This window comes from uncultured Eudoraea sp. (assembly GCF_947490415.1).
Lineage (GTDB): Bacteria > Bacteroidota > Bacteroidia > Flavobacteriales > Flavobacteriaceae > Eudoraea.
The window spans coordinates 113,113-138,325 of sequence record NZ_CANLGX010000004.1 but is presented as its reverse complement, the minus strand read 5'-3'; the positions used below and the strand labels follow the sequence as shown (position 1 = coordinate 138,325).

Genomic DNA, 25,213 nt, shown 5'->3' with positions numbered 1-25,213 from the left:
TTAATTTAAAATAGTGATTCCTCTAATAATTGTATATTCGAAGCTGCTCATATAGAGCAGTTTTTATTATATGGCCAGAACATTTGCAATAAAAGGAAGTAAGAAATTATTGAATGCATGGGCATTTTATGATTGGGCTAATTCTGTATATAGTCTGGTAATTGCTTCAGCAATATTTCCTATTTTTTATGGAGCTTTATTCAGAATAGCGGATATTGAAAAAGTATCAGTATTTGGAGGGGAAATTGCCAGAGCACCCTTAATAAGCTATTTAACTTCTGCCGCGTTTTTATTCATCGCATTCATCACACCACTTATATCGGGCATTGCGGATTATTTAGGCAATAAAAAAATCTTCATGAAATTTTTTTGTTACCTGGGCGGTATTTCTAGTATAGGGCTTTACTGGTTTTCGTTGGAAAATATTTATATAGGCCTGGCTTGTTACTTTTTTGGCCTGGTTGGCTTTTGGGTAAGTTTTGCGATCAATAATTCATACCTGCCCGATATAGCGTTCCCCGAGCAACAGGATGGCATAAGTGCCAAAGGATTCTCCATGGGCTACATAGGAAGCGTAATTTTACTTCTGTTAAACCTTGCCATGGTAATGAAACCAGATATTTTTGGAATTGAGAGCGATGCTGCTGAAGCAGCGGAGATTAAAGCTATGAAATATTCATTTGTTACAGTGGGCATTTGGTGGATTCTATTCAGCCAGTATACCTTCTTTTACCTGCCTAAGGGCGTTAAAAGGACGGGGGAGCGCAAAAATATTATTTTCAATGGATTTAAGGAACTAAAAGGTGTGTGGTATCAACTTGGAAATGAGGTTCGGTTAAAGCGATATCTGCTTGCCTTTTTTGTATACAGTATGGCTGTTCAGACAGTGATGTTAATTGCCACCTATTTTGGAGAGCAGGAGATTAACTGGGGTTCAGTAAGTGAACGCACCACCGGATTAATTGTTAGTATTCTGGTGATTCAGTTGGTGGCAATAATTGGAGCTACCATGACTGCTAAGGCGTCAAAAAGATTTGGAAACATTAATACGCTTATGGTGATTAATATATTATGGGTATTTATCTGTATATATGCCTATTTCATAATTACACCAACAGATTTCTACATAGCAGCGGGCTGTGTAGGAATTGTCATGGGGGGTATACAGGCATTGTCGAGATCTACCTATTCCAAGTTTATCCCTGAAACAAAGGATACGGCTTCCTTCTTCAGTTTTTATGATGTTGCAGAAAAGTTTGGTATTGTAATTGGCACTTTTTTGTACGGGTTTATTGCTCAGTTTACAGGAAGCATGAGAAATGCAACCATATTCCTGGGACTGTTTTTCCTAAGTGGATTGTTTTTACTGACCAGGGTAAATAAAAAACCCTGACATTTCTGCCAGGGTATGATTGTCGTTCGTTTTTTGATGTAATTCTATCCCTTGCTAATATTGCCGGAACCCGAAGATTTACTATCTATTATTGTTGCATCTCCGCGATAATGAATATCTCCGGAACCAGATACCCTTGCTTTTAGCATTTTATTAGCTGTTACTTGAATATCGGCAGATCCTGAAATACTTGCATCTACTGTATCGGCCATCAGGTCATAAGCCTTTATGTCACCAGAACCCGAAATTTGTACATTAAATACTTCGGCAGTACCACTTAAATTGATGTCGCCGGAACCGGACATTGACGCCGTTACCGTTTTAGAGTCGACATCCAGGGTAATATCACCGGAGCCCGACATATTTGTGCTGAATTCTGAAGCGGATATTGTTTTCTTACCCACTATATCACCCGAGCCTGAAAGAGATACTTCACTAACACTCTCCACAGGAACCGTAACGTAAATACCGCCATCCTTCTTCCATGAAGAAGGTTGAAGGTTAAAACCTTTTTTTACTTTAATTACCAATTTGCCTTCCTTTACCTCTGTTATAATATACTCCAGTAAATTTTCATCCCCTTCAATACTAAGTTTACCCTCTTGCCCATCTACCAGGATAACATCAAACCATCCTGCGACAGCTATGGCGTCATATTCTTCTGTAGATCGCTCTACTGTTGCTATATTCCCGTTCCCTTTAATTTTTTTACCCCACTGGGCGTTTGTTACCGCAACTATGCCTAAGACTAAACCAAGTGTTATTAATTTCTTCATGATAATGTGTTTTAACTAAAAGTGTTTTTTATTAAGTGTTCGATTCAATTTTTAGAAAAAGTGATACTTCCATAATCACTTGTTATGGAGATCATGTTTTCACTATTTTCACTGCCGTAAAATCCCTTGTAATAGCGTTCGTTGGATTTTTCTTTACTTATACTGATTTCAAAATCATCTTTCCCACTAACCCCGGCATATTCTGTTGTAATTTCAAAGTTAAAATTATACATAGGATCATAGCCTATTTTTATGCCTGTATAATCAGTTCGGATAGAAACATTTCCGGCATCCTGGGCCATATTGACTATACCTACAGAGCCATAATCTGCATTGATGTCCACATTACCGTGAATAGTACCCAATTTAACATTTATATAGTCGCCATTGCCTTGTACATTATTAGCTTCATCTACATCCAGTTTGCCATAATCACTGGTATACTCCAGATTTTCCATTTGTACTATTGCAGCATTTGTATAATCTGCACTTATGCTTAAGTTCCCTGCTTTCTGGATGGTAAATCCTGAGTAATCAGCCGAAATCTTGGCACTGTTTACATATTCTATAGTTGATTTCGATGTGTAATCGAATTTTAATTCATTATTCCTCCCGTGTAGTTCACCAATTTCCAATCTTCCGTAATCACAACTAATTTTGGCATGGCCATCGATCCGGTCCAGCATAATATTGCCGTAGTCATTATTTAGATGCACGCTATTTTTTATAGGAAGTTTAATCGTATAATTAATTTGCATATTCACATTGTTATTTTTCCCCCAATTCCAGCCCCAGCCTTTATCTTTATTAAAGATCGTTTTTGCTGAAACCATAGCACTGCTGGCATCAAAATCCACAGTAATTTCATCGAGTTTTTGTTGTACTTTTTGTTCGTTATTTCCATTAGTTTTAATATGAACCTCTATTACCACTCTATTCTCGTTCCATGAACTTAAAGTAAGATTTCCATAACTATTGGTGATTTTAAGCAAGGCATCTGTATTAACATCATATTCCTTCTTAATAGTTTTCTCTTTGGTATACTGGCCTTTCATATTTCCGTCATTGGCCTGGGCTATAACCGGAACTACCAGTAGTGCAATTAATGTATATTTAAATAGTAATGTTTTCATCATCGTAATTTTTAAAGGTTTTAATATTTTCTATTTTGTCCATAACTTCTTGTAGTAAATCTATTCGGGTTTGGAAATTGGTTATCATTGCACTTAGTATTAATTTGCTATTTCCTCCATTAATTAGATCTTGTTCAAGTTTCTTATAGTTTATTTCCAGTTTAGTTAATTGTGCCATTGTATCATCCACCAATATTTTAGTTTCAGGTGTACTTTCATTCTCCAGTTCTTTTATTTGCTCTTCAATTAGGTTGGCAAAGTAAAACTGAGTTTGTGAAGCTTCCGGAGAAATTTGAGCCAGCTGTTCATCCATGGATGGTTGACTAGTAAATAGAGAAGCCCCAACTGCGAAAAGCAATATTATAGAAGCGGCTATTGATAATGGTCTCCACCAATTACGCTTTTTAGGCGCTAGTCTTACTACACCATTTGCATTGCTCAACTTATCCAGGAATCTTTGCTGGTGACCTTCCGCCGGTTCCTCTGTGTCAAAAGAGCCTTGCAGGGTTTTAAATAAGTCCTCTATTGTTCGATCTTCTTTCATAATTAAGTTGTTATCATCTTTTTTCTCAAACTTTCTTTCGCCCTTGATATTGTAGTCCTGCAATTCGCATAACTTATACCCATAATTGAACTAACTTCTTCGTAATCATACCCCTCAATTAGATGTAAGGTCAAAGAAATTCTGTAATTGTCTTTTAATCGTTTCATAGTTTCCATTACTTTTTGAGCCATTTGTTCTGTACTCCCATGATCCTCGGCAATTCCGTCATTATCTTCGACCTTGTACAATATGTCATCTAATCCTACTTCGTTCATTTTCTTCTGTTTTCGGTAATGGTAAATACTTTTATTAATGACTATGCGCTTTAACCACGCACCGAAAGTAACATCCCCTTTAAAAGTGTGCAGTTTCGTAAAAGCATTCAAAAACGATTCCTGCATAACATCTTCGGCTTCTGCACTGTCTTTTACTATCCTATATGCCGTGTTAAACATAGCTTTATAATAGCGATTGTAAATTTCAGCTTGTGCACTTTGCTTACCTTCCAGGCACAATTGTAACAGGGTTTCAGTATGTACTTTATTTTGGCTCAAAAAGTAAATGCTTTATATAAAAGATTTCTTAATTTAAGAAATGTTACACTTTTTTTGGAAAAATATTCATTTGTTGGCACAAGAATTGTCTTAAAGAAGTAGAAAAGCTTGTATTCACAGTCTTTTCTGCCTAAAAACGTGTCGTTTAATAATGTATACGAGGAAAATAATAATAGAAAATCTGTCTTCCAATGACAGAATGACCGAATAAAATGATATGGGATATTACAATTATTCAAAATTTGACAATATGACGTTACAAGGAATTGATGAAGATTCTGAATTAATACCATTATTAACTCCGGAGGATGAAGAGGAAATGAATAATGAAAGCCTACCGGAGGTTTTGCCTATTTTGCCGCTTCGAAATACCGTATTGTTTCCTGGTGTAGTAATACCAATTACAGCAGGAAGGGATGCCTCAATAAATTTGATTAAGGATGCTAACAAAGGATCGAAGGTAATAGGTGTGGTTTCTCAAAAAGATGAGGAGACTGAAAATCCTGGGATTAAGGATATTAATGTTTTAGGAACTGTAGCCAGAATTTTACGCGTTTTAAAAATGCCTGATGGTAATACGACCGTAATAATACAGGGTAAAAAAAGATTTGAGATAGCGGAGGTACTCACGGAGCATCCGTATATGACAGCTACAATTCGAGAAGCGGATGAAGTAAGACCCGAAGCAGGAGATCAGGAATTCCTGGCTATCATTGATTCTATAAAGGAACTGGCATTAAAAATCATCAAGAATAACCCTAATATTCCAAGTGAAGCTTCCTTCGCAATAAAGAATATAGAGAGTAATTCTTTTCTGATAAACTTTGTTTCCTCCAACCTTAATCTTGATGTAAAAGATAAGCAGGATTTACTGGAGATTAGTAATCTCCAGGACAGAGCACTGGCCACTTTGAAATATATGAATGTAGAACTTCAGAAACTGAAACTTCAAAAAGATATTCAATCAAGGGTGCGTAGTGATATGGACCAGCAGCAACGCGAGTATTTTTTACATCAGCAGATGAAGACTATTCAGGAAGAACTTGGGGGCGTTTCTTATGATGAGGAAATTGATGAAATGTTAGCCAAATCCAAGAAGAAAAAATGGGATATAAAAGTAGCTGAACATTTTGACAAGGAATTGGCCAAAATACAACGGATGAACCCGCAGGTGGCTGAATATTCTATACAAAGGAATTATCTGGATTTATTTCTTGAGTTACCTTGGAATGAGTATTCCAAGGATAAGTTTGATCTAAAGCGGGCTAAGAAAATATTAGATCGGGATCACTACGGTCTGGAGGATGTAAAGCAGAGAATAATTGAATATTTAGCGGTCCTTAAGCTCCGAAATGACATGAAATCTCCAATACTATGTCTTTATGGTCCTCCTGGAGTTGGAAAGACTTCCCTTGGAAAATCGGTAGCCGAAGCATTGGGCAGGGAATATGTACGTATGTCTTTAGGTGGAATGCGAGATGAAGCCGAAATCAGGGGGCACCGTAAAACGTATATAGGGGCCATGCCCGGAAGGATTATACAAAGTATTAAAAAAGCGGGGACTTCAAACCCTGTTTTCATTTTAGATGAAATAGATAAATTAGGGGCCAGTCACCAGGGTGATCCGTCCTCTGCAATGTTAGAGGTTTTAGATCCCGAGCAAAATAATGAATTTCATGATAATTTCCTTGAACTGGGGTATGATCTTTCCAAAGTCATGTTTATTGCAACTGCTAATAACCTTTCTACGATTCAGCCAGCCCTGCGCGATAGAATGGAGGTCATAAATGTTACGGGATATACAATTGAAGAAAAAGTGGAAATTGCCAAACGGCATTTGCTACCTAAACAACTTAAAGAACATGGCCTTTCATCGAAAGATTTAAAAATTGGTAAACCCCAGCTGGAAAAAATTGTTGAGGGATATACCCGTGAATCTGGTGTTCGTGGTCTGGAAAAACAAATAGCGAAAATGGTCCGATATGCAGCTAAATCAATTGCTACAGAAGAGTCATATAGCGTGAAAATTAGCAATGTTGATGTTGAAAAAGTATTAGGTCCAGCCAGGATGGAACGCGATAAATACGAGAATAATGACATAGCCGGAGTTGTTACGGGATTAGCCTGGACCAGTGTAGGAGGTGATATTCTTTTTATAGAATCTATCCTGTCTAAGGGAAAAGGCACGCTCAATATAACAGGGAACTTAGGAAAAGTAATGAAGGAATCTGCCACCATTGCAATGGAGTATATAAAATCCAATGCAGAAAGTTTTGGTATAAATCCTGAAGTTTTTGAAAAGTATAATGTTCATATTCACGTGCCGGAAGGAGCAACTCCCAAGGATGGTCCAAGTGCGGGCATTACCATGCTTACTTCACTGGTTTCTTTATTTGCTCAGAAAAAGGTCAAAAAAAGCCTGGCTATGACCGGTGAAATAACCTTAAGAGGTAAAGTTTTACCTGTAGGTGGTATAAAAGAAAAAATACTAGCAGCTAAAAGAGCCAGGATAAAGGAGATCATACTTTCAGAGGAGAACAGAAAAGATATCCTCGAAATAAAAGAGGAATACTTAAAAGGACTAACTTTTCATTATGTAACGGATATGAGTGAGGTAATAGACGAGGCCATTACTGACCAAAAAGTAAAAAACGCCAAGAAATTATAACTAATATTCATAATATTAAATTGCCCTTTTAAGCTTAGAATTAAGTAAATAGGGCTTTTTTTTGTTTGGCTTTTATTCATTTCTCTCTACTTTTAACATATGAGAAAGATTACTATTGCAATTGACGGTTATTCGTCGACAGGAAAAAGCACTATTGCCAAAGAACTGGCCAGCGCTTTAAATTATATTTATGTAGATACCGGTGCTATGTATAGGGCAATTACCCTATTTGCTTTGGAAAATAATTGTATTACCAACGGGATTATTGACCAAAATAAGCTTATCGACCTCCTTCCAAAAGCGAAACTAAAATTTCGTTTGAACAAGGAATTAGGTTATTCGGAAATGTTTCTCAACAGGAATAACGTGGAGAAGGAAATTAGAAGTATGCGAGTTTCTAAGCAGGTGAGCAAGATTTCGGTGATCCCCGAAGTAAGAGCAAAATTGGTAAGCATGCAAAAAAAAATGGGAAAGAAAAAGGGGATAGTTATGGACGGCAGGGATATTGGAACCGTAGTTTTTCCGGATGCAGAATTTAAAATATTCATGACGGCTTCTCCTGATATAAGGGCTTCCAGGCGTTATAAGGAATTGATTTCAAAAGGAGAAAAGGTAACTTACGAGGAGGTGCTTAAAAATGTACGTGAGCGAGATTATATAGATTCAAACAGGTTATCCTCACCATTGCTGAAAGCAGAGGATGCTATTGAATTTGACAATAGCGACATGGGCTTAAAGGAACAGTTTGAAAGAATCCATTATTACACACTGCAGGTTATTGAAAAACAAAAAAAGAACGCTTAAAAAGCGTTCTTTTTTTATATCATTTAGGTAACTAAACGTTAGGTATTATTAATACCTGATCTGGATGAATTATATCCGGGTTACTCAGAATATTTGTATTCGCACTAAAAATCTGTTTATATTTCATTGGGTCACCATAATAGTGCTTTGCTATTTTACTTAGAGACTCTCCACTTTTCACAACATGGCGATGATACACAGAGCTATCACCTACAGTAATATTGGCCTTTATATCTGTGGGGTGTTCTCCACCAAGTTCTTTTATTTTATCCCAAATCAGATCTTTTTCATATTGAGTATGGGCTTCCCCTTTAATCTTTAAAACGCCTTCTGCTTCAACCACATCACCATCTTTTATTCCCAACTGTTCACCTAAATTGAGGACTGCCTGATATTTCGATTTAACACTCATTTTGTTTATTTAAATTGTTATTATTGGTAATGCCCAAGTTACAAAATACCCATCGATTTTACCAAGAAATATGTTAATCTCGACCCTTATTTTAATCCTTCGCTTAGACTGCTTTGTAAAACAACATTTTAATTGTACTTTTGCACTCCTTTTTTACAAATAATCAGGAGAAAAAGGAAGAACAAAAAAAAATCAAATAACACCTTCTGTAGGAATTGTTTAACTCCTGAAAGTACTGCGGAATACAAATTTAATCAGCACATGGCTGAAGAAAAAGCAATAACAGAGGTAGCAGAGACTACTGAAGTAAAAGAAGAACAAAAAGTAGAGGCTCCAAAACAGGATCCTAAAGAGTTTTTAGAGAATTTCAATTGGGAGAAATACGAAGAAGGTATAGAGCGTGTTGAAGATTCCAAGCTGGAAGAATTTGAAAAATTAGTTGCAGAAAATTTTGTAGATACTGCCGATGCAGAGGTTGTTCAAGGTGTGGTTACTCATCTAACCGACCGTGAAGCCATTATCGACATTAATGCGAAGTCTGAGGGAGTTATCTCGCTCAATGAGTTCCGATACAATCCAGATCTGAAGATCGGTGATAAAGTTGAGGTTCTTATTGATATCCGTGAAGATAAAAGCGGACAGTTGGTATTATCACACAGAAAGGCCAGAACTATTATGGCCTGGGATAGGGTTAATGCTGCGCATGATAAAGAAGAAGTGGTAACCGGTTTTGTAAAATGCAGAACAAAGGGAGGAATGATTGTGGATGTTTTTGGAATTGAAGCATTCTTACCTGGCTCACAGATTGATGTTAAACCTATTCGGGATTACGATCAGTATGTTGGCAAGACCATGGAATTTAAAGTTGTAAAGATTAACCACGAGTTTAAGAACGTAGTAGTTTCACATAAAGCCTTGATTGAAGCTGATATTGAAGAACAAAAGAAAGAAATTATCAGTCAGCTTGAAAAAGGCCAGGTTCTCGAAGGGATTGTCAAGAACATTACTTCATATGGTGTATTTATAGACCTTGGTGGTGTTGATGGTTTGGTTCATATCACGGATCTTTCCTGGAGTAGAATAAATCATCCTAACGAAGTTGTAGAATTAGATCAAAAACTTAATGTCGTTATTCTCGATTTCGATGACAATAAATCCAGAATACAATTAGGTCTTAAACAATTGGAAAAACATCCTTGGGATGCTCTTGGAGATGAAATAAAAATTGGGGATAAAGTAAAAGGCAAAGTTGTTGTAATTGCAGATTATGGTGCATTTTTAGAAGTTGCCGAAGGCGTGGAAGGATTGATACATGTTTCTGAAATGTCTTGGTCTACTCATTTGAGATCAGCGCAGGATTTTGTAAAGGTTGGCGATGAACTCGAAGCAGTGGTTTTAACCCTCGACAGAGAAGATCGTAAAATGTCATTGGGGATTAAGCAATTAACACCAGATCCATGGACTGATATTACATCTAAATATCCTGTTGGTTCTAAACATAAAGGGATTGTTAGAAACTTTACAAATTTCGGTGTTTTCGTTGAACTGGAAGAAGGTATAGATGGATTAATATACATCTCAGATCTTTCCTGGACTAAGAAAATAAAGCACCCATCAGAATTTGTAACAGTTGGAGATACTTTAGAAGTTGAAGTATTAGAGCTTGACGTAGAAGGTCGTAAATTAAGTTTGGGCCATAAACAAACTACGGAAAATCCCTGGGATAAATATGAAAAGGAATTTGCCCTTGGCACTGTTCATAAAGCTTCAATCTCTGAAATAGTAGATAAAGGCGCTGTTATAGATTTTAATGAAGATATCACCGCATTTGTCCCTCAACGTCATATGGAAAAAGAGGATGGCAAAAAATTGAATAAAGGTGAAGAGGCTGAATTCAAGATTATTGAATTCAACAAAGAATTCAAACGAGTAGTAGCAAGTCACACCGCTATTTTTAGAGAAGAGGAACAACGCAATGTAAAAGTAGCTAAGAAGAAAGCAGCTGCTTCAGCAGAAGAGGCTAAGCCAACTTTGGGTGATGCCAATGTGCAATTACAGGCGTTGAAAGACAAGATGGAAGCCGATAAGAAAAAATAGGTTTTTAAGAAGTCTTCTTCAATAGTAGTTAAGAAAAAGTCCTGATATATACATCAGGACTTTTTCATTTATCCCGTATTTCTGTAATATTGAAGGAGAAAGCCCTATACAATATTTGAATCCATCATATATATTAAGGAGAAATCCCTACTTTTGTAGTCGAAAAGACTATGTTATCTAACGTATGAGTCAAAAAGTATTGCTTTCTTCTAAAGAAATTAACATTATACTGCATCGCCTGGCTTGTCAACTTTTAGAACATCATTTAGATTTTTCAGAGACTGCATTAATAGGAATACAACCACGTGGAATTTTTCTTGCGCAACGGCTTTCCAAAATTCTTAAAGAAGATTACGGAGTGAAACAAATAAATCTGGGGCTCCTTGATATCACTTTTTATCGGGATGATTTTAGAAGAGGAGAAAAAACCCTGGAAGCCAGTAGCACTAAAATTGATTTTTTGGTAGAAGGTAAAAAGGTAGTCCTGATAGATGATGTGCTCTATACTGGCCGAAGTATTCGTGCGGCCTTGACGGCCATCCAGTCTTTTGGAAGGCCTAAGGAAATAGAATTATTAACCCTTATTGACCGTCGTTTTAGCAGGCATTTACCCATTCAACCTAATTATCGAGGAAGACAGGTAGATGCTATTAATGAAGAGAAAGTAAAGGTCATGTGGAAGGAAAATGATGGAAAGGATATTATTTATTTGGTAAGTAAATAAGGAACTTATGAGCGAATTGAGTGTTAGTCACTTATTGGGTATTAAATATCTCAAAGAAAGAGATATTCAACTCATTTTTGAAACCGCTGATCACTTCAAAGAAGTTATTAACAGATCAATTAAAAAGGTTCCTTCACTTCGTGATATTACCATTGCAAATATTTTCTTCGAAAGCAGTACAAGAACCAAGCTGTCTTTTGAGCTGGCCGAAAAACGGTTATCCGCCGATGTAATTAATTTTTCTGCAGCTCAGTCGTCCGTAAGGAAAGGAGAAACACTTATTGATACGGTTAACAATATCCTCTCCATGAAAGTAGACATGGTGGTAATGCGTCATCCCAGTCCCGGAGCGGGTATTTTTCTGTCGCAACATGTCGATGCAGCTATTGTTAATGCAGGTGACGGAGCACATGAACACCCTACCCAAGCTCTTTTGGATTCTTATTCTATTCGTGAAAAACTGGGTGATGTCGCGGGAAAAAATGTAGTAATTGTAGGCGATATACTTCATTCAAGAGTAGCCTTATCAAATATTTTTGCCCTGAAGTTACAAGGTGCAAATGTGAAGGTCTGTGGTCCTCGAACCTTGCTTCCAAAATATGTAGAATCTTTGGGGATAGAGGTAGAGACCAATCTTATAAAGGCATTAAATTGGTGCGACGTAGCCAATATGTTACGGATTCAGAATGAACGTTTAGATATAAGTTATTTTCCAACAACTAGGGAATATACGCAACAATTCGGAGTTAATAGAGCAATTCTTGATGGCCTGGACAAGGAAATTGTAATTATGCACCCGGGACCCATAAACCGGGGTGTTGAGATAACCAGTGATGTGGCTGATTCCAAACAATCCATAATTCTGAACCAGGTGGAAAACGGGGTAGCTATTCGTATGGCGGTAATATATTTATTAGCATCGAAAATTAAATAGTGAATTATGATTTTTGATAAAACAGGTAATACTACTATTGTTTATCAGGAAAACATTTCCTTGAGAAAATTCATGGAGAATCTAAACAGATCTTATCAGAATATAAAAAACGATCATTTAATTATTAACTTGTTTTCGTTCTCTAAAATTTCTTCAAATGACATCCTGGAGTTTCTTCAGCTATCAAATACACACCGGGCTGCGAATAAATCTTTTGTATTAGTCACGAATAAAGTTGAATTTGATCAGGTGCCTGATGAAATTTGTCTGGTCCCTACAATTCAGGAGGCAAAGGATATTATTGAAATGGAAGAAATTGAACGAGATCTTGAGCTGTAATTCATGAATTATAACCTTGCACAAATTAATATTGCCCGCATGTTAGCCCCTATGGACAGTCCTGTTATGATAGATTTTGTAAATAACCTGGATCGAATAAACCAACTGGCGGAAAAAAGTGAAGGTTTTATCTGGCGATTAATAGAGGACAATAGTGAATCTTCTATTCAGGTGTTCCATGACGAATATATTGTTGTTAATATGTCTGTTTGGCAATCAATAAAAGCACTTTTCGATTTTACCTATAGGTCTGAACACAAGAATATATTCAATAGAAGAAAGGAATGGTTCTCTAATATGAAAGAAATGCATATGGCCTGCTGGTATGTGCCAAATGGTAAATATCCTACTCCCCGGGAGGCGAAAGAACGGCTTGAATATCTTAATAAATATGGGGAAAGTCCCTACGCCTTTACCTTAAAGAGCAATTTTACCCCAAAACAGGCCAATATATATAAATTGGAAACCTGGAAACAAAAATGAAGCTGCACATCCTGGGTTGCTACGCAGCTACTCCTAAAGCATTGACTAACCCAACGTCTCAGGTATTGGAAATAAGGAACCGTCTTTTTCTAATAGACTGCGGTGAAGGAACACAGGTACAGTTGCGAAAGAATAAAATTAAATTCTCAAGGATTGAGCATATATTTATTTCACATTTACATGGAGATCATTTTTTTGGTTTGCCCGGACTTATTTCCACGTTTAGATTATTAGGTAGAGAAAAGGACCTGCACATATATGGTCCGGTAGGAATTCAAAAGGTCATTACCTTACTTCTTAGGCTTGGCAATTCCTGGACCAATTATAAGCTTATTTTTCACGAACTATCTTCCAAAAAATCTGAAATTATTTTTCAAGATGCCAATGTAAGGGTGAAAACAATTCCTTTGGATCATAGAATATATACTAACGGTTTTTTATTCAGCGAACTGCCGGGCGAGCGCAAATTGAATGTGTTGGCAACAGCAAAATATAAAATTGACAAAGCATATTTTCGGAGTATAAAACAGGGTAATGACATAAAACTTGATGATGGTTCAGTTATAGCAAATTCGGAACTCAGCCTGGATCCCCCTCAGACAAAACAATATGCCTATTGCAGTGATACCGGATTTAACAGGGAGATGGTTCCCCTTCTAAACGATGTGGATCTACTGTATCATGAAGCCACTTTTTTAGAAACCGAAGCGAATTTAGCGAAAAAAACCAAGCATTCTACAGCCATGCAGGCGGCAACAATTGCCAAAGAAGCCAATGTATTTAGATTACTACTAGGACATTTTTCTACAAGGTATAAATCTATATTGCCTTTCAGAGAGGAGGCTATTGCAGTTTTTGAGAATGTTGATTTGGCTGATGATGGCAAGATTTTTGAAATTTGACAATAGCTGCTTTCAGAAAATGCAGATCCTGCTTTTGTTTATATTACCAGACTATTATTTAATACTTGCCCGCTTTATTATAAAAATTCAATAACACTTCAATTTTATACATCTTTTCCCCAACTTTGTAGAACTAATATTCGTCTTTTAAAAATGCATAGAGATTTAGGGAATCATCGAAAATCGTATAATAAGAGCGCCTTAACTGAGCAATCTATTTCAGACAATCCAATGGAGCTTTTTCAGAAATGGTATTACGAAGTTGAAGCTGCTGATGGCTTGGATGAAACCAACGCGATGTCAGTTTCGACATTGGGATTGGATGGATTTCCAAAGAGCAGAATGGTCCTCCTGAAAAAATATACATTTGAGGGTTTTATATTTTATTCGAATTACCAAAGCGAAAAAGGAAAAGCAATCGAGGCGAATCCAAGAGTTTGTTTGTCATTTTTTTGGCCCAATCTGGAACGCCAGGTTATTATTAAAGGAACGGCTGAGAAATTAGCCCAAAATCTTTCCGATGGTTATTTTGAGTCTAGACCAGAAGGCAGTAAATTAGGAGCAATTGTATCGGACCAAAGTAGTGTAATTGAGTCTAGAGAAGTCCTGGAAATTGAATTAAAGAAATTGGAAGAAAAATATAAAGGCAAAGAAATTGAACGTCCGGATTATTGGGGTGGTTATCTTGTGAGGCCTGTTTCCATAGAGTTTTGGCAGGGCAGAGATAATAGGTTACACGATAGAATCCGGTACTCACTTCAAGCAGATTTTGATTGGAAAATAGAGCGACTGGCTCCATAAAACTATTTTAATTATGAAAACAGTTATTCTTGTCAGACACGGGAAATCATCCTGGCAATACGGGGTAAGTGATCAGGACAGACCCTTACAAGAGAGGGGAATTAATGACGCCCAATTGGTTAGTGCTGAATTCAAAAGGCTATCAAAGAACATAGATTCAGCATATTCCAGCCCCGCAAACAGGGCTCTTCATACCTGTATGATATTCTTAAGGACTTTTGATTATCCTTTGGAAAAATTAAATATTTCTGATCAACTATATGATTTTTCCGGGGAGGCGGTAATGTCTTTTGTAAAACAATTGGATGATAGTCTCAATAAAGTTGTGATTTTTGGCCATAACTATGCACTCACCAATATTGTTAACCAGTGGGGGAATAAGGCTATCGAAAATGTACCTACTTCGGCTTTGGTGCAAATCAGCTTCGATGTCTCTAGTTGGCAAGTGATTAAAAATGGTATTACCGAACATATCCTTATTCCAAAACTGCTTAAATAATGATTAAAACTAAAAATCAATACATCAACAGGGAGATAAGCTGGTTGATGTTCAATGATCGTGTATTACAGGAAAGTGCAGATAAAAATGTTCCATTAATAGAACGACTTCGGTTTTTAGGTATTTTTTCAAATAATTTGGATGAATTTTTTAAAGTAAGATACGCCACTATTAAAAGAATTGTCCTGGCAGGTAAGAAAGGTAAAAGTGCCTTGGGAGGTGAAAAAGCAAAGGACTTGCTTGCGGAAATCACGGAGATTGTAATCAATCAGCAAAGTAAAAGCCTGGAAATTCACGGGGATATTGAAAAAGAATTAGAATCAGAAGGCATTTATTTTATTAACGAAAGGGAGGTATCTGAAAGTCAGGCTAAGTTTGTTAAAAACTATTTTCTGGAAAAAGTAAGTCCACAGTTAATGACTATTGTTCTTAATGATCTTAATCAATTTCCTCTTTTAAAAGATACCGAAGCCTATCTGGCTGTAAAAATGGTTCATAAGGCAAAGGATATAGACGAAAATGAGAAAGAAATAGTTGAGAAAAGATATGCACTTATAGAAATTCCAAAAGGCATAGACCGCTTTGTTGTGCTGCCTAGGGAAGGAGATAAAGATTACATCATTATACTGGATGACCTGATTCGGTTTTGTCTGGCCCGGATATTTCCCATGTTTGAATATGAAGCTATTTCTGCGCATATGATTAAAATTACCAGAGATGCCGAATTGGATATAGATAATGACTTAAGCAAAACATTTATAGAAAAAATATCATCAAGCGTTCAGGGAAGAAAAATAAGTGATCCGGTTCGTTTTGTATATGATAAGAGTATAGCCAGGGATACCTTAGAATTTCTGAAAGGGAAAATGCGTATTGAGGATACAGATAGTGTGATTCCCGGAGGGCGTTATCACAATAGAAGGGATTATATGGACTTCCCAAGTTTAGGAAGACAAGATCTTATGTACGATAAGATCACGCCACTGCCGGTTAAAGGCTTAAGTCTGGAAGGAAGCTTATTGGAACGTATTGCCGAAAAGGATTACCTGATGTATGCACCATACCATACCTTTTCATACATTATAAAATTCCTTAGGGAAGCAGCCCTGGATCCAAAAGTAAAAAGCATAAAGATTACGGTATATCGGCTCGCCAAGAATTCACAAGTGGCGGCATCCTTAATAAATGCTGTAAAAAATGGTAAGAAAGTTACCATGCAGATAGAATTAAGGGCTCGTTTTGATGAGCAGGCCAATATAAAATATGCAGAAGAATTGCAGGCTGAAGGCGTAAAACTGATCTTTGGAGTCCCGGGTCTAAAAGTACATAGTAAAATTTGCGTAATTGAAAGGGAAGAGGATGATTTAATTAAGCGATATGGATTTATCAGCACCGGAAATTTTAATGAGTCAACTGCCAAAATATATACAGATTATACTCTGTTTACAGCAAACGCAGCTATCTTAAAAGAAGTCAAAATTGTCTTCGATTTTTTTGAAACCACCTACAAAATATATAAATACAAACATCTGGTTGTTTCCCCTCATTATACAAAAAGTTTGTTTAAGAAATTTATTGACAATGAAATACAGTCTGCAAAACTCGGCAGAGATGCCTATATAAAAATAAAGATGAACAGTTTCACCTCCTATGAAATGGTAGATAAATTATATGAGGCAAGTAGGGCTGGTGTTAAAATACAACTAATTATACGGGGTGTTTGTTGTCTTATTCCCGGGGTTGAGGGTATGAGTGAAAATATTGAAGCCATAAGTATTGTTGATAAATTTTTAGAGCATCCGCGTGTATTTATTTTTGGTAATGAAGGCAACCCTAAAATCTATATCTCATCTGCAGATTGGATGACACGTAATTTAGATAATAGGGTGGAGGTTGGTTGTCCAATTTATGATGAAGACATAAAACAGGAATTAATAGATACCTTTGAAATCTCCTGGGGTGACAATGTTAAAGCACGAATTTTTAATGGGGAACAAAACAATATTTATAAGAAGAACGAACAACCTAAATTACGCTCTCAATTCGCTATTTATGATTACTACCTTAACAAAATAAATTCTAAAAATAGAGAAGTTTGAATATCCGAAAATTTGCCGCAATAGACGTTGGTTCCAATGCTATTAGGTTATTGGTTCACAATGTTATTGAGGAAAAGGATAAGGAAACAAAATTCAGGAAAAATGTACTTATTAGGGTTCCTGTCCGTCTTGGAGAAGACTCTTTCACCAAAGGCGCAATATCTGAATTCAATACTGAAAGAATTGTAAAAACCATGAAATCTTTTAGTCTTTTAATGGAGGTTATTGGCGTGGAAAAGTATAAGGCATGTGCAACATCGGCAATGCGAGAGGCCCGTAATGGAAATAAAGTTATTGCCAGGATCTTAAAGGAATCAGGTATTGCCATTGAATTAATTAATGGTAAAGAAGAGGCCTCAATAATTGCATCTACGGATCTAAAAAAACTTATTCAAACAGATCAGTCCTATCTCTATATAGATGTAGGCGGGGGTAGTACAGAGTTCACTTTATTTGCCGAAGGGAGTATTAAAGTATCAAGGTCTTTCAAGATAGGAACAGTGCGCCTGCTTAATAATATGGTGAATGACGATATATGGAACGATATTGAGACATGGATAAGAAAAATTACAAAAGGGACATCTAAAATCTCAATAATTGGTTCAGGAGGCAACATCAATACATTGCATAAATTGTCGGGGCGAAGGGAAGGGGAACCCCTTTCCAATATATGGCTGAATGCTCAATATAACTTTTTGAAAAGTATGTCCTATGAAGACCGTATTTCCGAGTTAGGTCTAAATCCGGATAGGGCAGATGTAATCATTCCCGCCACACGGATATTTTTGACTTCTGCTAAATGGAGTGGGGCAAGAAAAATTCATGTACCCAAAATTGGTCTGTCTGATGGGATTATAAAGACTTTATATTATGCTAACCATGTATAGTTTCTTTTCTGCCTAAATCTTTCATAATCTCCGCTTCATATTCCAGAAGTTCCTGCCATTTTTTATCTACCTCTTCTTTATTTCCGTATTTCCTCGCAAATTTTAAAAACATGGTATAGTGCCCAGCCTCACTGACCATGAGTTTTTGATAAAAATCTGCCAATTCCTTGTCCTTTAGTTCTTCTGATAGCAACCTAAACCGCTCACAACTACGCGCTTCAATCAACGCGGCGTATAACAGACGATGCACCAGTTGAGTGGTCCTGTTTCCTCCTTTTGGAAAAAATTTTAAAAGTTGAATGGCGTATTCATCCTTGCGATACCTTCCCAGTGTTTTACCACGGGCAAGGATCTTATCGTGTACCATTTTAAAATGTCCCATTTCCTCTCTTGATAACGCGATCATTTCCTGAATCAATTCTGTATATTCAGGGAAAGTAATTATTAAAGAAATAGCCGTACTGGCCGCCTTTTGTTCGCAATAGGCATGATCTGTCAGAATTTCGTCTATATTTTTTTCCACTATGTTTACCCAGCGAGGATCAGTTGGTAATTTTAGTCCTAACATAATTCAAATTTTTGCTAAATTAAAAAGAACCTGTGAAACACTTATGGTGTTTAATAAAACTATATTCTCTTATTAATAGAAGAGGATTGCTGTTATCTTAATATATTTGTGCTGCTAAAGATTTTTCTTTTGTTTAACTCCTTGTTTATTTTGTAATTGGAATATATGCAGCATTTGGATACTCGTAAACAGTTATCTAAAATTTTGGGTGATAGTGTATCTGAAGAAACACATACCTGGATAGAGAATAAGTTAGATTTAATTATTAAGTCCAAATCTGCAAAGGAATTATATTTATCTTATAGTCTATTAGCCGGAAAAATTGATCCTGCACAAAAACCAAGAATCCAGGGCATAAATCAGGAATTGGAAAAATATCTGATCGCACAGAATGCGAACCTGCTCCAAATTGCTAGGATTTATCTTCTTAGTAAAGTACTTGAATCAGATTTAGCATATTTTTCAACTAAGGTGGCAAATCTTATTCAGGTTGCTGATACCGGTGAGCTGGAAACCTTTTTGAAGTTTTTAATGCTTTTACCTAATGCCGGGGACTATAATCACGTAGGCGTTGAAGCATTGCGAACTAATATTGGGATAATTTTTGACGCTATAGCATTAAACAATCCTTATCCTTCTATATATTTTAATGATCAGCAATGGAATCAAATGTATTTGAAAGCGGCTTTTATGGAGCGCAATTTGGGAGAGATTGTTGATGTTGAAAAGCGGGCGAACAGAGATTTAGTGAGAATTATTTCAGATTATGCCCATGAGCGATGGGCGGCTTCAAGGGATATAGATCCATTGTTCTGGCGACCTGTAACAGGATTTTTGGAAGGTGTTTTATTACAGGATATGGATCATTTGTTTAGGAGTAAAGATAAAATTGAAAATCTGGCGGCTGCACTTTGTTGTTATTACTCCAATCAACCGGAAGCAATCAGACTATTGGATAAGTATCCCAATTTAAAGGAAAAAGTTGCGAATAAGGCCGTCACCTGGGAAAATTTAAAAAATAAGCTATGAAAGAAAAAATGATGATAATTGACCCTCACATTCATATGACCTCGAGGACAACCGATGACTATGAAGCTATGGCGGAGGCTGGAATTGTTGCAATTATTGAGCCCTCGTTTTGGTTAGGTCAGCCGCGAACCCAGGTTGGATCATTCCAGGATTATTTTAGTAGCCTTGTTGGTTGGGAACCATTTAGGGCCAGTCAGTTTGGAATAAAACACTACTGCACCATTGGCTTGAATTCCAAAGAAGCCAATAATGAGGCCCTGGCAGAGCAGGTTATGGAACTTTTACCCTTATATCTTCACAAGGAAAATGTTGTAGCTATAGGCGAAATAGGCTATGATGATCAAACGCCGGCTGAGGATAAGTATTTTAGGGAACAATTAGAGCTGGCTAAAGAACTAAATATGACTGTACAGGTGCATACCCCTCATAGAGATAAAAAGGCTGGAACAATCAGGAGCATGGAAGTGTGCATGGAGCATAAACTGGATCCTGGCAATGTCATAATTGATCACAATAATGAGGAAACAGTAAAAGAAGTTTTAGATAGAGGTTTTATTGCCGCTTTTACCATTTATCCCAAAACTAAAATGGGCAATGAACGCATGGTAGAAGTAGTGCGTAAATATGGCAGCTCTAAAATCATAGTAGATAGTTCGGCAGACTGGGGGGTTAGTGACCCATTGGCAGTGCCAAAAACGGCAGCCCTTATGTTAAAGCGCGGTATAGAGCGTGAGGATGTCATAAAAACCTGTTATCAGAATGCCCTGGATGCTTTTAGTAAAAATGGCAAAATGAAAGAATCAGACTGGTTAAATCCGCAAGGAATTAATCAATCAATTCTTTTCAATGATAATAGCGTTTTAAGAGGTCAGGAACCTCGTAGAGACACAGATCAAATAAAGTAGAATGAACGTGGTACTTCTGGGTTATTCAAAGCTTGCCAGGCCTGCAAACTTACCCACTGCCATGGCAGATATAATGGCCGGTTCCAGCATATCCGGTTTAACCGTGCTAATTGCATCTGACACTTTTTTAGGTGGAGCTGTATCTCTGAATTTATTACTTCTCCTAATTTCCTCAACGTTCCTTTACGCCGGAGGAGTTGTACTAAATGATGTATTTGATTTTAAAATTGACCAGATAGAACGACCTGAAAGACCTATTCCAAAAGGAGATGTATCTCTAAAAGGAGCTTCATTATTTGGAACCGGCTTATTGATATCAGGAATTATTTTATCCTTTTTTGTGAATTACCTTAGTGGTATCATAGCTTTAATTCTTGCTTTAGCAATCATACTTTATGATACATTTTCCAAAAAATTTCAATTTCTGGGGCCTTTAAATATGGGGCTTTGCAGAGCATTGAACCTTATTTTAGGGATGTCTGTATTTGGTGAAATATCTCACTGGATGTATGCCGTAATTCCTCTTTTATATATTTTTGCCATTACATTAATAAGCAGGGGAGAGGTTTATGGGGAAAACAAAAAGCACATAATTTGGGCAGGGCTATTATATGCTGTGGTAATTTTTAGCGTTTTGATGATTTTACCGGATAAACAGGAAAAGTTGCTTGGTTTAATTCCTTTCCTTGGTTTATTTATATTTCTGATTTATAGTTCATTAATTAGGGCATATAGAATAAATTCACCGGAAAATATAAAAAAAGCAGTGGTTAGCGGTGTACTTTCAATAATTGTTTTGGATGCCTCGCTCACTGTAGCCTTTGATAGTTGGCAGTTTGGATTGATTGTTTTACTATTGTTGCCACTTTCGTACATATTAGCTAAAATATTTGCCGTAACTTAAAATTATGGAATGCAATTAAAGCCTATAGAACAATCTTTTGCCGTAAATTTTAAATATAGTTTACACTTCACAAGTGGCTTATTTGAAAGCAATAATAAATTGTTCAAGGAGGTTATAGAGTCATACAAGCCAAATGAACAGGTAAAACTCCTTTTCGTTGCGGATAATGGCGTTCTTAAAAAGCACCCTAAGCTAATTGAGCGTATTAGAAATTATTGTCTGCTGCATAGCTCTCAACTGCTATTTACCGAGTGTCTGGTAATTGAAGGTGGAGAGATATCCAAAAACAATTACAACAATGTTGATAGAATAATAGGCGCGATCAATAATAATGGTATTTGCAGGCATTCCTTTGTGATAGTCATTGGAGGTGGTGCGGTAATTGATATGGCAGGTTATGCTGCGTCGGTTGCTCACAGGGGTGTAAAGCTCATTCGTATCCCAACTACTGTCCTTTCCCAGAACGATGCCGCAATAGGGGTAAAGAATGGCATAAATGCTTATAACAAAAAGAATTTTATAGGAACTTTTGCGCCACCATATGCAATAATAAACGATAGTGATTTTTTGACAAGTCTTGAGCAACGCGATTGGATTGCAGGAGTAGCTGAGGCTATTAAGGTTGCTCTTATTAAAGATGAATTTTTCTTTAAAACAATTAAAGAAAATGCGATCAAATTGAAAGAACGTGATATGGATGCCATGCTCAAAACTATTTACAGGTGCGCCGAAATGCATATGGAACATATTGCCAAAGGTGGCGACCCTTTCGAAAGCGGATCTTCCAGACCCTTAGATTTTGGTCATTGGTCCGCGCATAAGTTAGAACAGATGAGCAATTATTCTTTGAGACATGGTGAAGCTGTGGCTAAGGGGATTGCTCTGGATTTAGTATATTCTAAGCTTATTGGTTTTATTTCAGCAGAAATTTTGGATGAAATTTTAAAGGTCATGGCAGACATTGGCTTTGATTTGTCTATTCCGGTTTCAGGAGATGAAGAAATGCAGGAATTATTAAAAGGGATTCAGGAGTTTCGTGAGCATCTTGGAGGTGAATTGACAATTACATTAATAAACGGTATTGGGCAGAAGGTAGATGTGCACAAAATAGACATAGAATTAATGAAGAATGCAGTAAATTCCCTTAATAATAAATGTAAAATTAATATGGCATAAACTATGCTGATCGATGATAAATACCATCTGACTTATTGCACTAATATTCATCCGGGACAGGATTGGGAAAGTACTTTTGAGAGTTTAGTTGAATACCTGCCGGTTATAAAGAATAAAATATCAAAAGGGCAACTATTTGGTATAGGATTGCGACTATCCAATAAGGCAAGTGAAGAGCTTGCTATGAATGATAATCTCCCAAAATTTAAAAGTTGGTTAATTAAAAACGGTCTTTATGTATTTACCATGAATGGTTTTCCATATGGAAATTTTCATGATGAAGTTGTAAAGGCTAAAGTCCATGAACCCGATTGGACAACAAGGGATAGAGTCAATTATACTATAAGACTATTTGATCAGTTGGCTTATCTCTTGCCCGAAGGTATTTCTGGGGGTATTTCCACATCACCAATTAGCTACAAACACTGGCACAGTAGCAAGGATAGTAAAAAGACAGTCATGGAAAAGGGAGCAACTCATTTGACCGAGCTTGTGTTAAAACTCCATGAACTTGAAGAAAGAACCGCCAAGTATCTTCATCTTGATATAGAACCGGAGCCGGATGGGATGCTTGAGAATACTGAAGATGTTTTAACGTTCTACCGTAATTTTCTTTTACCAATTGCGAAAAAGGAACTAATAAAAACCCTTGATGTGAGCGAAGAAAGGGCGAAAGATTTGGTTTTGCGCTATTGTACCCTTTGCTATGATATATGTCATTTTTCACTTGCCTATGAAGAGCCCGCCTATACTTTCGAAAAATTAAAGAATGCTGGAATTAAGATTGGAAAAATACAGGTTAGCGCAGCTTTGAAAATTAAATTTGATACATCCGATAGAGATAAAATATGGGAATCATTGGCGCAATTTGATGAGCCTACCTACCTGCACCAGGTTACTGAAAATACTAGCGAGGGGGTTAAGACTTATAATGACTTGCCCGTTGTTCTAAAAAATAAAACTAATGTTTCAGAATTAAGAGCACATTTTCATGTTCCCATTTTTCTAGAATCTTTTGAGGAATTATATTCCACACAAGATCATATATTGAAGGTGATAGCTATTCTCAGAGATAATTTGATTTCAGAACACCTGGAAATTGAGACTTATACCTGGGATGTACTTCCAAATTCTCTTAAAAAAGAACTTTCAGAATCGATAATCAGGGAAATGAACTGGTTAATAGATAAACTATAAAAGGCATGAATAAAACGGTCGTTCTTAATGTTGTTGGTCTTACCAATAGACTAATTGGTGAACATACGCCTTTTATCAAGTCATTTCTGGAAAAAGGCGAGTTAGCCTCAATTGAACCGGTTTTGCCTGCGGTCACCTGCACTGCTCAAACAACTTATCTTACCGGTAAATGGCCTTCAGAACATGGTATTGTTGGAAACGGATGGTATTTTAAGGATGAATGTGAAGTAAAATTTTGGAGACAATCCAATAAATTGACTCAAAGTGACAAGTTGTGGGATGAGATGAAGCAATTGGACAGCAATTTTACCTGTGCTAATCTTTTCTGGTGGTATAATATGTATTCTACAGTGGATTACAGTGTTACGCCTCGTCCTAACTATCTTGCCGATGGCAGAAAAATCCCTGATGTCTATTCACATCCACCTGAATTAAGAGACCAATTACAAAAAGAACTAGGGACTTTCCCTTTATTTAATTTTTGGGGTCCCAAAACATCAGTGAAGTCGAGTCAGTGGATTGCTGACGCTGCAATCAGAATAGACCAATTGCATGATCCTACACTTACTTTAGTTTATCTGCCTCATTTGGATTATAATTTGCAGAGATATGGTATTGACTTTTCCAAAATCAGTAAAGATCTCAATGAAATTGATGAGGTTGTGAAAAAACTGGTAAGTCATTATGACAAGGAAAATACAAATATCGTTCTACTCTCGGAATACGGTATAACCGATGTAAGCAAACCAATTCACATTAACCGTATTCTTCGATCTGAGGGATTAATAAGTATCAGGGAAGAAAGAGGCCTGGAGCTTTTAGATGCAGGCGCCAGTAAAGCTTTTGGAGTGGCTGATCATCAGATAGCGCACATTTATCTTAATGACCCAACAATTGAAAGCAAAGTAAAGGAGTTATTAAAAGGAATTGAAGGTATTGACAGGGTGTTATCGCATAATGAATTGCAAGAGGCACATTTAAATCACAGCAGGTGTGGCGATTTGCTGTTGATAGCTGATAAAGATTCATGGTTTACTTATTATTTCTGGATGGATGATTCAAAAGCTCCGGACTACGCAAATATGGTGGATATCCACAAAAAGCCTGGTTATGACCCGGTAGAAATGTTCACAGATCCGGATGATAAATTTGTGATGCTCAAGGTGATATTGAAACTTATAAAAAAGAAACTCGGATTTAGAACTGTAATGAATATAATTCCCCTAAAAGCAAATTTGGTAAAGGGTTCCCATGGCAGAATACCTGAAGATCAATCAGATTATCCGGTTTTTATAACAAATAATAAAGGATCATTAAAACAGCAACTTTTTAAATCCACAGAGGTGTATCAGCTTATAACTAAACAGTTAACCGGTTAAAATCTT

General features: G+C 36.6%; 25 protein-coding genes. 19 read left to right on the top strand and 6 right to left on the bottom strand.

The window, feature by feature from the left end:
• Positions 1 to 70 precede the first annotated feature (70 nt).
• Positions 71 to 1,393 (top strand): MFS transporter, encoded by a 1,323-nt coding sequence (locus tag Q0874_RS11845; protein WP_299163457.1) that lies wholly within the window; start codon positions 71 to 73, stop codon positions 1,391 to 1,393.
• Positions 1,394 to 1,437: 44 nt separating this feature from the next.
• Here the strand turns inward: Q0874_RS11845 and Q0874_RS11840 are convergent, their stop codons facing one another.
• The 4 genes from Q0874_RS11840 to Q0874_RS11825 are packed head-to-tail and all read right to left on the bottom strand — an operon-like array spanning position 1,438 to position 4,400.
• Positions 1,438 to 2,169, bottom strand: a complete 732-nt coding sequence (locus tag Q0874_RS11840) for a head GIN domain-containing protein (protein ID WP_299163455.1) — start codon at positions 2,167 to 2,169, stop codon at positions 1,438 to 1,440.
• 44 nt (positions 2,170 to 2,213) lie between these two features.
• Positions 2,214 to 3,302: a hypothetical protein gene (locus Q0874_RS11835; RefSeq protein ID WP_299163453.1), complete on the bottom strand. Its 1,089-nt coding sequence runs from the start codon at positions 3,300 to 3,302 to the stop codon at positions 2,214 to 2,216.
• On the bottom strand, positions 3,283 to 3,846 hold the full coding sequence (locus Q0874_RS11830) for a hypothetical protein (RefSeq protein WP_299163452.1): 564 nt from the start codon (positions 3,844 to 3,846) through the stop codon (positions 3,283 to 3,285). Before Q0874_RS11830 ends, Q0874_RS11835 begins: the two co-directional genes overlap by 20 nt.
• Before the next feature lie 2 nt (positions 3,847 to 3,848).
• Positions 3,849 to 4,400 (bottom strand): RNA polymerase sigma factor, encoded by a 552-nt coding sequence (locus Q0874_RS11825; protein ID WP_299163451.1) that lies wholly within the window; start codon positions 4,398 to 4,400, stop codon positions 3,849 to 3,851.
• A 217-nt stretch (positions 4,401 to 4,617) separates the two neighbouring features.
• Here Q0874_RS11825 and lon point away from each other — a divergent pair, with 217 nt between their 5' ends.
• Together lon and cmk are read left to right on the top strand one after the other, a co-directional pair.
• Positions 4,618 to 7,068, top strand: coding sequence for an endopeptidase La (gene lon / locus Q0874_RS11820; RefSeq protein WP_299163450.1), 2,451 nt, complete (start codon positions 4,618 to 4,620; stop codon positions 7,066 to 7,068).
• A 99-nt stretch (positions 7,069 to 7,167) separates the two neighbouring features.
• Positions 7,168 to 7,872 (top strand): (d)CMP kinase, encoded by a 705-nt coding sequence (gene cmk / locus Q0874_RS11815; protein WP_299163449.1) that lies wholly within the window; start codon positions 7,168 to 7,170, stop codon positions 7,870 to 7,872.
• 31 nt (positions 7,873 to 7,903) lie between these two features.
• Here the strand turns inward: cmk and Q0874_RS11810 are convergent, their stop codons facing one another.
• Positions 7,904 to 8,284 (bottom strand): LysM peptidoglycan-binding domain-containing protein, encoded by a 381-nt coding sequence (locus Q0874_RS11810; RefSeq protein WP_299163448.1) that lies wholly within the window; start codon positions 8,282 to 8,284, stop codon positions 7,904 to 7,906.
• Positions 8,285 to 8,545: 261 nt separating this feature from the next.
• Here Q0874_RS11810 and rpsA point away from each other — a divergent pair, with 261 nt between their 5' ends.
• From rpsA to Q0874_RS11760, 10 genes are all read left to right on the top strand, one after another.
• Positions 8,546 to 10,381, top strand: a complete 1,836-nt coding sequence (gene rpsA, locus Q0874_RS11805) for a 30S ribosomal protein S1 (protein WP_299163447.1) — start codon at positions 8,546 to 8,548, stop codon at positions 10,379 to 10,381.
• A gap of 184 nt (positions 10,382 to 10,565) precedes the next feature.
• On the top strand, positions 10,566 to 11,105 hold the full coding sequence (gene pyrR / locus Q0874_RS11800; protein ID WP_299163446.1) for a bifunctional pyr operon transcriptional regulator/uracil phosphoribosyltransferase PyrR: 540 nt from the start codon (positions 10,566 to 10,568) through the stop codon (positions 11,103 to 11,105).
• 7 nt (positions 11,106 to 11,112) lie between these two features.
• On the top strand, positions 11,113 to 12,039 hold the full coding sequence (locus Q0874_RS11795; protein WP_299163444.1) for an aspartate carbamoyltransferase catalytic subunit: 927 nt from the start codon (positions 11,113 to 11,115) through the stop codon (positions 12,037 to 12,039).
• Positions 12,040 to 12,045: 6 nt separating this feature from the next.
• Complete coding sequence (locus Q0874_RS11790; protein ID WP_299163442.1) at positions 12,046 to 12,378, top strand: ribonuclease Z; 333 nt, start codon at positions 12,046 to 12,048, stop codon at positions 12,376 to 12,378.
• A gap of 3 nt (positions 12,379 to 12,381) precedes the next feature.
• Positions 12,382 to 12,861 (top strand): DUF3291 domain-containing protein, encoded by a 480-nt coding sequence (locus tag Q0874_RS11785; protein ID WP_299163440.1) that lies wholly within the window; start codon positions 12,382 to 12,384, stop codon positions 12,859 to 12,861.
• Positions 12,858 to 13,763: a ribonuclease Z gene (locus Q0874_RS11780; protein WP_299163438.1), complete on the top strand. Its 906-nt coding sequence runs from the start codon at positions 12,858 to 12,860 to the stop codon at positions 13,761 to 13,763. Before Q0874_RS11785 ends, Q0874_RS11780 begins: the two co-directional genes overlap by 4 nt.
• Positions 13,764 to 13,916: 153 nt before the next feature.
• Positions 13,917 to 14,564 (top strand): pyridoxamine 5'-phosphate oxidase, encoded by a 648-nt coding sequence (gene pdxH, locus Q0874_RS11775; RefSeq protein WP_299163436.1) that lies wholly within the window; start codon positions 13,917 to 13,919, stop codon positions 14,562 to 14,564.
• A gap of 13 nt (positions 14,565 to 14,577) precedes the next feature.
• Entirely contained in the window at positions 14,578 to 15,063 is a 486-nt protein-coding gene (locus Q0874_RS11770; RefSeq protein WP_299163434.1) for a histidine phosphatase family protein, read from the top strand.
• Positions 15,063 to 17,162: a polyphosphate kinase 1 gene (gene ppk1, locus Q0874_RS11765; protein ID WP_299163432.1), complete on the top strand. Its 2,100-nt coding sequence runs from the start codon at positions 15,063 to 15,065 to the stop codon at positions 17,160 to 17,162. The genes Q0874_RS11770 and ppk1 overlap by 1 nt, the downstream gene beginning before the upstream one ends.
• Positions 17,159 to 18,049: an exopolyphosphatase gene (locus tag Q0874_RS11760; protein WP_299163430.1), complete on the top strand. Its 891-nt coding sequence runs from the start codon at positions 17,159 to 17,161 to the stop codon at positions 18,047 to 18,049. Before ppk1 ends, Q0874_RS11760 begins: the two co-directional genes overlap by 4 nt.
• On the opposite strand, the gene Q0874_RS11755 is transcribed toward Q0874_RS11760, so the two are convergent.
• On the bottom strand, positions 18,036 to 18,617 hold the full coding sequence (locus tag Q0874_RS11755; RefSeq protein WP_299163429.1) for a tRNA-(ms[2]io[6]A)-hydroxylase: 582 nt from the start codon (positions 18,615 to 18,617) through the stop codon (positions 18,036 to 18,038). The two genes, Q0874_RS11760 and Q0874_RS11755, sit on opposite strands and share 14 nt — an antisense overlap.
• A 165-nt stretch (positions 18,618 to 18,782) precedes the next feature.
• On the opposite strand from Q0874_RS11755, the gene Q0874_RS11750 reads away from it, so the two are divergent.
• The 6 genes from Q0874_RS11750 to Q0874_RS11725 are packed head-to-tail and all read left to right on the top strand — an operon-like array spanning position 18,783 to position 25,207.
• The gene (locus tag Q0874_RS11750) at positions 18,783 to 19,646 is read left to right on the top strand and encodes an EboA domain-containing protein (RefSeq protein WP_299163428.1); all 864 of its coding nucleotides are present in this window, start codon (positions 18,783 to 18,785) and stop codon (positions 19,644 to 19,646) included.
• Positions 19,643 to 20,551, top strand: coding sequence for a TatD family hydrolase (locus tag Q0874_RS11745; RefSeq protein ID WP_299163427.1), 909 nt, complete (start codon positions 19,643 to 19,645; stop codon positions 20,549 to 20,551). Before Q0874_RS11750 ends, Q0874_RS11745 begins: the two co-directional genes overlap by 4 nt.
• A gap of 1 nt (position 20,552) precedes the next feature.
• Entirely contained in the window at positions 20,553 to 21,455 is a 903-nt protein-coding gene (eboC, locus tag Q0874_RS11740; protein ID WP_299163426.1) for a UbiA-like protein EboC, read from the top strand.
• A 9-nt stretch (positions 21,456 to 21,464) separates the two neighbouring features.
• Positions 21,465 to 22,631: a 3-dehydroquinate synthase gene (locus Q0874_RS11735; protein ID WP_299163425.1), complete on the top strand. Its 1,167-nt coding sequence runs from the start codon at positions 21,465 to 21,467 to the stop codon at positions 22,629 to 22,631.
• Between the two features lie 3 nt (positions 22,632 to 22,634).
• Positions 22,635 to 23,828 carry a metabolite traffic protein EboE gene (gene eboE, locus Q0874_RS11730; protein ID WP_299163424.1) on the top strand — a complete coding sequence of 398 codons (1,194 nt, stop codon included), beginning with the start codon at positions 22,635 to 22,637 and terminating at the stop codon, positions 23,826 to 23,828.
• Positions 23,829 to 23,833: 5 nt separating this feature from the next.
• Positions 23,834 to 25,207 carry an alkaline phosphatase family protein gene (locus Q0874_RS11725; protein WP_299163422.1) on the top strand — a complete coding sequence of 458 codons (1,374 nt, stop codon included), beginning with the start codon at positions 23,834 to 23,836 and terminating at the stop codon, positions 25,205 to 25,207.
• Positions 25,208 to 25,213 lie beyond the last annotated feature (6 nt).